7 protein-coding genes are annotated in these 7,441 nt (G+C 36.0%); all 7 read left to right on the top strand.

Translation table 11 applies throughout. The features are described from left to right. Positions 1 to 729: 729 nt before the first annotated feature. The 7 genes from Q0954_RS31940 (at position 730) to Q0954_RS31910 (ending at position 7,361) form a co-directional block, all read left to right on the top strand. Positions 730 to 939, top strand: coding sequence for a hypothetical protein (locus tag Q0954_RS31940; protein ID WP_299465398.1), 210 nt, complete (start codon positions 730 to 732; stop codon positions 937 to 939). 571 nt (positions 940 to 1,510) lie between these two features. Further along, positions 1,511 to 2,137 (top strand): hypothetical protein, encoded by a 627-nt coding sequence (locus Q0954_RS31935; protein WP_299465395.1) that lies wholly within the window; start codon positions 1,511 to 1,513, stop codon positions 2,135 to 2,137. A 559-nt stretch (positions 2,138 to 2,696) separates the two neighbouring features. Further along, positions 2,697 to 3,764, top strand: coding sequence for a DNA adenine methylase (locus Q0954_RS31930; RefSeq protein ID WP_299465392.1), 1,068 nt, complete (start codon positions 2,697 to 2,699; stop codon positions 3,762 to 3,764). 61 nt (positions 3,765 to 3,825) lie between these two features. After that, positions 3,826 to 4,389, top strand: coding sequence for a hypothetical protein (locus tag Q0954_RS31925; protein WP_299465389.1), 564 nt, complete (start codon positions 3,826 to 3,828; stop codon positions 4,387 to 4,389). Positions 4,390 to 4,916: 527 nt separating this feature from the next. Further along, positions 4,917 to 5,864, top strand: coding sequence for an SDR family oxidoreductase (locus Q0954_RS31920; protein WP_299465386.1), 948 nt, complete (start codon positions 4,917 to 4,919; stop codon positions 5,862 to 5,864). Positions 5,865 to 5,927: 63 nt separating this feature from the next. Beyond that, the gene (locus Q0954_RS31915) at positions 5,928 to 6,440 is read left to right on the top strand and encodes a hypothetical protein (protein WP_299465383.1); all 513 of its coding nucleotides are present in this window, start codon (positions 5,928 to 5,930) and stop codon (positions 6,438 to 6,440) included. A 9-nt stretch (positions 6,441 to 6,449) separates the two neighbouring features. Next, the gene (locus Q0954_RS31910) at positions 6,450 to 7,361 is read left to right on the top strand and encodes an AraC family transcriptional regulator (protein ID WP_299465380.1); all 912 of its coding nucleotides are present in this window, start codon (positions 6,450 to 6,452) and stop codon (positions 7,359 to 7,361) included. The last annotated feature ends 80 nt before the right edge of the window (positions 7,362 to 7,441 follow it).

The raw sequence follows: 7,441 nt of genomic DNA, 5'->3' as shown, positions 1-7,441 counted from the left end.
GGGATGACTTTGGGTTTTTAAAGCATTATGGAGACAGTATGTAGAAATTGCTTGTGAAGACACAAGCAATGGCGGGGATGACTTTGGGTTTTTAAAGCATTATGGAGACAGTATGTAGAAATTGCTTGTGAAGACACAAGCAATGGCGGGGTAATGGTATTATTCAGTCTCTAGGTTTTTGGCGATTCAATCTGTACACTCATCTACGCCGTCGCTTGTGTCCCCACAAGAGACCATACCGTCCTAGGGATCTTGTGTCTACAAGCAACCACCCCGCTGGTTTAAGTTTGAGCGCAGCGGCAACTTGAACCTAATGATGGGGGAAAGTTTGTAACTTTTCTTGCTCCTAAAGAGCAAGTAAGCCTATCCAGGCAGTAAAAATACCAACAGATTTTTCACCTGCGTTCAAAATGACACATAATTCGTGGTTCGCATTGTCCTCCCGATTTGTAAATAGTTATCTTGCCGCATTTACTAGAATAATTGCTTGTGGGGACACAAGCAATGGCGGAGGAGAAGCAAGAGCCAAACTCAATAAAAAAGCACAAGTAAGAAAGCTTATGTCAATAGTGAATGAATACCCATTAGCATCTCCATAAACAAGCAATAGTGAGTGTAGGGCTTATATCTCCTACTTTTTTCTCAATATGTCCAACTATTTGAGGCGTTTATTGGCTTCCTTTGCAACATCAAATCAATACAACGTCTTATAATTAATTAGATAAAAAAATGAGAAAAACATCAAACCTACATGCTTTCAAAGCATTCAAGCTACAAAAAGAAGAGTTATCAGCACTTAAAGGTGGTATCAAGTGTAGCCAAGTATCAGTTGTGATTAATCACTTAAGAAAAAAAGGGGATAACAAACAAGCCGATAACGTTCAAGATATGTGGGATAGCGGTAACTTGCAGTGTGAAGAAGATGAACTTTTCGTATAAAAAAAAATTCATTTGTGCCAAATAACCCATTGGGGTGGTTGATTAGCCAAAGGCTCCAGACCTCTCTGCCAAGGCAACTTGTTTTTGCTGCGCAAGCAAGTCATCAGACTTGCCTTTGTGCAAAGCTTTCAAGTCTCTGGCGGAAGAGAAAACAGGCAAAAAACTGATATACCGAAACCAGCAAATTGTCCCTGCAATTTGCTGGTTTTGTTGACTCAAGGTAATTTAAACAAGCCCTTACTGGTTTTGAGTCAACAAATAATAAAGATGGTTTATTTTGAAAAATTTTAGTAAAATTCATGGTAGTTAAGTATGTACCAAGACAAAATTAAATATACCTAATATGCAAGTATAACTATCATATTATGAGAGAGTTATCTTTGCTTGTAGCTTATAGCTAATTGCACCGATATTCATCGGTATCTAAGGACTTGCTGCTACTTACCGAGGCAGAATTAAATATACTTAATGAGTAGGTGTAACAGTCATACTATGAGCGAGTTAACCTTACTTGTAGCTTATAGCTAAGCCCCTACTTAGCAAAGATTATTATAACTAAAATTCTTCAATTATGGACTTGCAAAAAATTGAATCAGAACTAAAGAAAAGGTTGATTTATCCTTATAAATGGGGCAGAAAGCAATCTAACTCTTGGGATCGGGACACCAACTTCATATATCAAACAGACAACTTTCAGGAACTCGAAGAAATAATTAATGGTTTCAACCCAGGTTTAAAGAATTATACTCTCAATAGATGGTATAACTTCTGGTCAGCCAAAGCAGTCGAGTTTATTTTTGCTACCCATGAAAACGTGATGCCTCATAAAGATCAATATGATAAATTAGTAGATTTTAGCATAAATGGCGTTCAATTTGACCATAAGACATCAAATTTCCCAAAAAAACTAGACTTTGATTATTATTTTCAAAACAAAAAGGAGTTGATAGAATGGTTGTATAAAAACCAAAGCCAACAAGGTAGAAAACATTTGAAAAACCGATTGTTTCTAGTCCTTTACAATAATAATCCTGATGATCATTGGGAATTAAAAGCTGACATTCCCCTTTTAAAATCCTTTATAGATAAATACATTCTTGACTTTTCAGAAAACAAGCTAGTTGAGTTAAACTTTGGGAATGGGGAGGTATTGTCAGATATAATATGGGTCAAAAAATCTATACTAAGATTAAAGTGATTACCTGCGGTGAGCTCAGCACAGCTGTAGCTTCGGTTGATTAATGTTGGTATTCAGACAATTGGTCAAAATCTGTCCCCAAAACCATTTTTGTTTAAGTATAAAAGTAGTTTTCAATGGTTCCTCTCCCCATTACAATCCAAACTTAAGGGGTTTCAATAGCTGCCAACATTGGTAGCTTTTTTTATGCCTGACAATTTGCCGTTTTTGTATAATAACAAAACCTTTTTTTGCTAAAATGTAATTAGCAAAACAAGGAATTAATAACTAAATTGCCACTTATTTCAAGGGAAAAACAAGCATAGCAAAGGGTGGATTTATCAAATCAAGATATTTGAAATAAATGGGACTATGCTCATTGTAGAAACATAATCAGAGAATTTTTTAAAACCACTTTGAAGCATAAAAATGGTCAAAAATCTTTTGATCTAATGCAAACCTTGATTAATGATTGGAAAACATGAGGTTTAGGTGAGCTTAATTGGGCTTTTTCACAAGGGCATTTTGATGTTTTTGTACAAGGGGTGAATGCCAGCCATAGCACATCAACATACATATTATGAATTACATAGGTTCAAAAAAATCATTGCTCAACTTTTTAGAAACATCTATCTATCAAGTAGTCAAAGAGAAACATTTTACTTTCCTTGATTTATTTGCAGGGACTGGAGCAGTAGGGCAGCATTTTAAAAAGCTGGGAAATAAGGTAATAGCAAATGATTTGCAATACTACAGCTATGTTTTAAATAAGAATTACATTGAGAATCATGCGCATTTAGAATTTAAAAGTCTTTGTGGTGAAATTGACAGGCTCGAAGGTTCCCTTATAGAAATGCGGGCAGCAGATGTTTGCAAATACCTCGATGATATTGAAGGTACCGAAGGTTTTATTTATAATAATTACTGCCTCGAAGGTACCAAAGACCAGGAACATGCACGGCAGTATTACTCTGATGCCAACGGCAAAAAAGCTGATGCCATAAGGCAAAAAATAGAAGATTGGAAAAGACAAGGGCTAATCAATGATAATGAATATTTTTTCTTGTTGGCTACTTTAATAGAAAACCTAGATAAGGTAGCCAACACAGCCTCAGTGTATGGGGCTTTTCTGAAAAAGCTCAAACAGTCCGCTCAAAAGCCTTTACAAATGATTCCCGCCAACTTTGTTTTAAACAATGCTGAGCACCAGGTATTTAATGAAAACATAGAGGCATTGATAGAAAAGGTACAGGGAGATGTGATGTATTTAGACCCTCCTTATAATCATAGGCAGTATGCGCCTAACTATCATTTGCTGGAGACTATTGCCAAATATGACAACCCTACTATTAAGGGAAAAACAGGTTTGAGAGATTATTCAAACCAGAAATCAAATTTTTCTATCAAAAAACAAGTACTTAATTCATTTGAAAATATCATTTCAAAAGCCAAGGTGAAGTATATTTTTCTAAGCTACAATAATGAAGGTTTAATGAGCGTAGAAGATGTAGAAAGAATCATGTCAAAACGTGGCAAGTATGGTTTGTTTACTCAAGAGTATAGCCGCTTTAAAGCCGATAAAGACACTAATCGAGATCATAAGGCAAGCTCTGTAATGGAGTATTTACATTATGTGGTGTGTGATTGATACCACTTTATAAAACCTCATATTCCTTAAAAATTTAGGTTTCATTTAACCATATTCACTGATGATCAAACCCTCTAGTTCTCCCGTAATGTACACCGACTTTTTACAATTATCGTTAGGTATGCTCAAAAAAGAGGGTTTCTTTGAAGTTGGTCAATGGATACGTGGAAGCTTTGAGCTTAAGCATTGTTATAGCCCATCTTTACAAACAATGTTAGAAGTAAACCTTTATAGTACCAATCCATATTTAGAGCTAAGGTATAATTATAATGGCAAGTCAAGGTATACTAAGATAGATTTAGTAAACATACCGTCTAATCTAGGTAAAGGCAAGGTGTGGTTTTTTGTGTGTCCTGTTACTGGTAAGCATTGCCGCAAGCTGCATTATGTAAATGGGTACTTTATGCACCGAACCGCATTTAAAGGGTTTTATAGGGGGCAGATAGAAAGTAAGGCTTCAAGGTGGATGTATAAGGCTGTGAATGATATGGTAAAAGGGCAAGCTGCCCAAAAGATGATACTTAGTGGTAAGGTATTAGGGAGCTACGCAGGAAAGCCCACTAAAAGGTACTTACGTTTACAAAAGCAAATTGCCAAAGCTACGGTTTGCCAAGATAAAACATAGGCTTACACATTACTTTAGTTTTACCCTTGCATTTACCCTAAATTGATCTTTTTTGTACCTTATTTGTACCTTTTGTTTGTAAGGTATTGATAGTCAGTGGTTATTACTTTTTGTATTGGGAAGTAGTATTTGAAAATCAAGGTGTTAGGAAGCCCTACGCCGTTGCTTGTGTCTCTACAAACAACCTCTACCCTCCATATTGAATTGAAAAAGGTTACTAGCGTAGAAATTGCTTGTGAGGACACCATAGCCGTCAAACCACTATTTTTTTACCTCATGAAACATCTTTCAGTATTCAAATTTTGGCGATTCGATCAGCGCATGTCCCCACGCGCTGAGGCGATGAAGGTATTTTTAAGTAATTTTTTTACTATGCTCCTCTTAGCCTGACGGCTATGGTGGGGACACAAGCAACAGAGGGAGAAAAAACCAAAAAATATACAAGATCCGAAATTTTGTATAAGGCATTAAAACAGCTTCACACCTACCTTTGTGCTATTCTTTTTAACAACTAAAAACAATCAAAGATGAATAAGAAAGAATTTGGCAAAAAAGGGTGGACTCCTGAAAGATTAGAAAGTTTAAGTGGTAAAACTTATGTAATAACAGGGGCAAACACAGGAGCAGGTTTTGAAGCTACCAAGATACTTTTGAGCAAAGGTGCTGAGGTGTTTATGCTCAATAGAAATGCAAAAAAATCTAATAAGGCAATCGATGATCTTAAAGCACAATTTGGGGCAGATGCTAAAGTTGCATTTATCAAAATGGATTTGGCAGAGCTGTCTTCTGTACGCAATGCCGCTGAGGAAGTGATTAGAACAGTACCCAAAATTGATGCACTGATTTGTAATGCGGCTGTTGCCCAAGTAGCAAAGCAGGCATTTACAAATGATGGTTTTGAAAGCCAACTCGGTATCAATCATTATGGGCATTTTTTACTGGTCAACTTGCTATTTGATAAAGTAGAGGAAACAAGAGGAAGAGTTGTAGTGGTTGGGAGCCAAGGTTATAAAATGGGCTTGAAAACAATTCAGTTTGAAGATATGAACTTTGATAAAAACTACCATCCTAACAATACCTACTGTCATAGCAAATTAGCTCAGATAATGTTTGCCTACGAATTGCAACATCGAATAAAAAAAGCAAACAAAGATGTAAAAGTTTATGTTTGTCACCCAGGTGCTTCTAAAACATCATTAATAAATAAAGATACTCCGTTGATGACTAGGATTACGTGGTCTATTTTGTCGGCATCGCCTATGGTTCAATCAGCCGAAAAAGGTTCTTATCCAGAGGTAATGTGTGCCACCGAAGACAACCTAAAACAGCAGGCTTATTATGGTCCGACAGGAAGAATGAATTGGGGCGGTCCAGTGGGCGCCTGCAAATTGGAGCCATTTGCCTTAGATAGAGAAGTAGCAGGCAAGCTTTGGGATGTATCAGAAAAGGAAACCAATTGCACGTGGAGTTTTTAGGTCAAAAAATCAAGAGAGAAAAACACAGATTGATAAAATTGAGAAGCTGTGAAGTATAAAGCCATGGATATATTAAAAACATCAATTGAATGGGCAAAAGACGAAGTTTTTTCATCAGCATTCTTCGTCCTTTTTGGGATTATGTTTGTATTGGCCACCATAGGCTTTTGGCAATTAGGCAAAACCGACATCGCTAAAGCATTCATATTCCCAACATTGGTAGCAGGTGTTTTACTTTTAGCTATAGGACTTGGATTGTTTTTTACCAATAAATCAAGAATTACAAGTTTTGCTACTGCTTACAATAGCGATGCCTCAGCCTTTATAAAATCGGAAAGAGCTCGAACCAAAAAATTAATGGCGGAGTATCAAACCGCCGTTTTCAAAGTCATTCCATTTATCATTGTAATTGCGGCATTGTTGATTGTTTTCATTGATACACCCCTTTGGCGAGCAATTAGCATCACAACTATTGCAATGATGGCAGTTATTTTATTGGTAGATAGTAATGCCCATGCCAGAGTTGAAGCCTACAATAAACAATTAGTAACAGTAGAAAAAGACTTGAAAAATTAAACAATTAACATGAAGCATTTCAAAACACTATCAGCTTATTTCGACTATATGCAACTCCCTCGACCTGAACATCCTATGTTAAGTGTCTTGTTTGCAATTGGAGATAGTTTTCTCCCTTGCCCAAAAGAGAGTTCACCTCCGATTACACATGATTGTTATACGATTAGTTTGAAAAAAATAGTCAAAGGGGATTTAAACTATGGACGAACAAAATATGATTTTACTAATGGGACAATGATTTTTATGGCTCCAAGACAAGTTTTGCAATGGGATAGTAGCGTAGTTTTTGAGCAAAAGGGTTTTTCGATAAACTTTCATGAAGATTTTCTCAAAGGTACTGAATTAGCACAACAAATTAAGAAATATGGTTTCTTTTCGTACTCAGCAAACGAAGCTTTACACCTTTCGCCAAAAGAAGAAAGGCAGATAGAATCTGTTGTGAAGAATATTGAAATAGAATACCACAACAATCAAGATAAGTTTAGTAAAGACATCATCATTTCTCAATTAAGCACCCTTTTAAAATATGCCAACCGATTTTATGAAAGGCAATTTTTGAATCGAAAAGAACTATCGAGTGATTTGTTAGAGCAATTTAATCAACAATTAGGAGAATATTTTGAATCGGGGCAGTTGCAAGAAAAAGGTATTCCAAGTTTAGAACAATTGGCGGATAAGATGTTGGTTTCGCAACGCTACCTTAGCGACACACTTAAGAAAGAAACAGGCAAAACCACTACCGAACACTTGCAATTATACTTGATTGATGAGGCCAAGAATATTTTATTGAAACCGAATAAAAGTATTTCTGAAGTAGCATACGAATTGGGATTTGAATATCCACAATATTTTTCAAGATTATTCAAAAAGAGGGAAGGACTAAGTCCATCGGAATATATAGAAAAATATAAATTAAATTGACGCCTAAGCTCGACTTTAGCCTTATGTAGCATACATTAATGCCTGCTGCATATGCTCGAGCAAATCTTTTGATATTGTTA

The organism is uncultured Microscilla sp., from assembly GCF_947493425.1.
In the GTDB taxonomy this organism is placed as follows: domain Bacteria; phylum Bacteroidota; class Bacteroidia; order Cytophagales; family Microscillaceae; genus Microscilla.
Note: the sequence above shows the minus strand (reverse complement) of the source record. Positions and strands in the feature narration are given on the sequence as shown.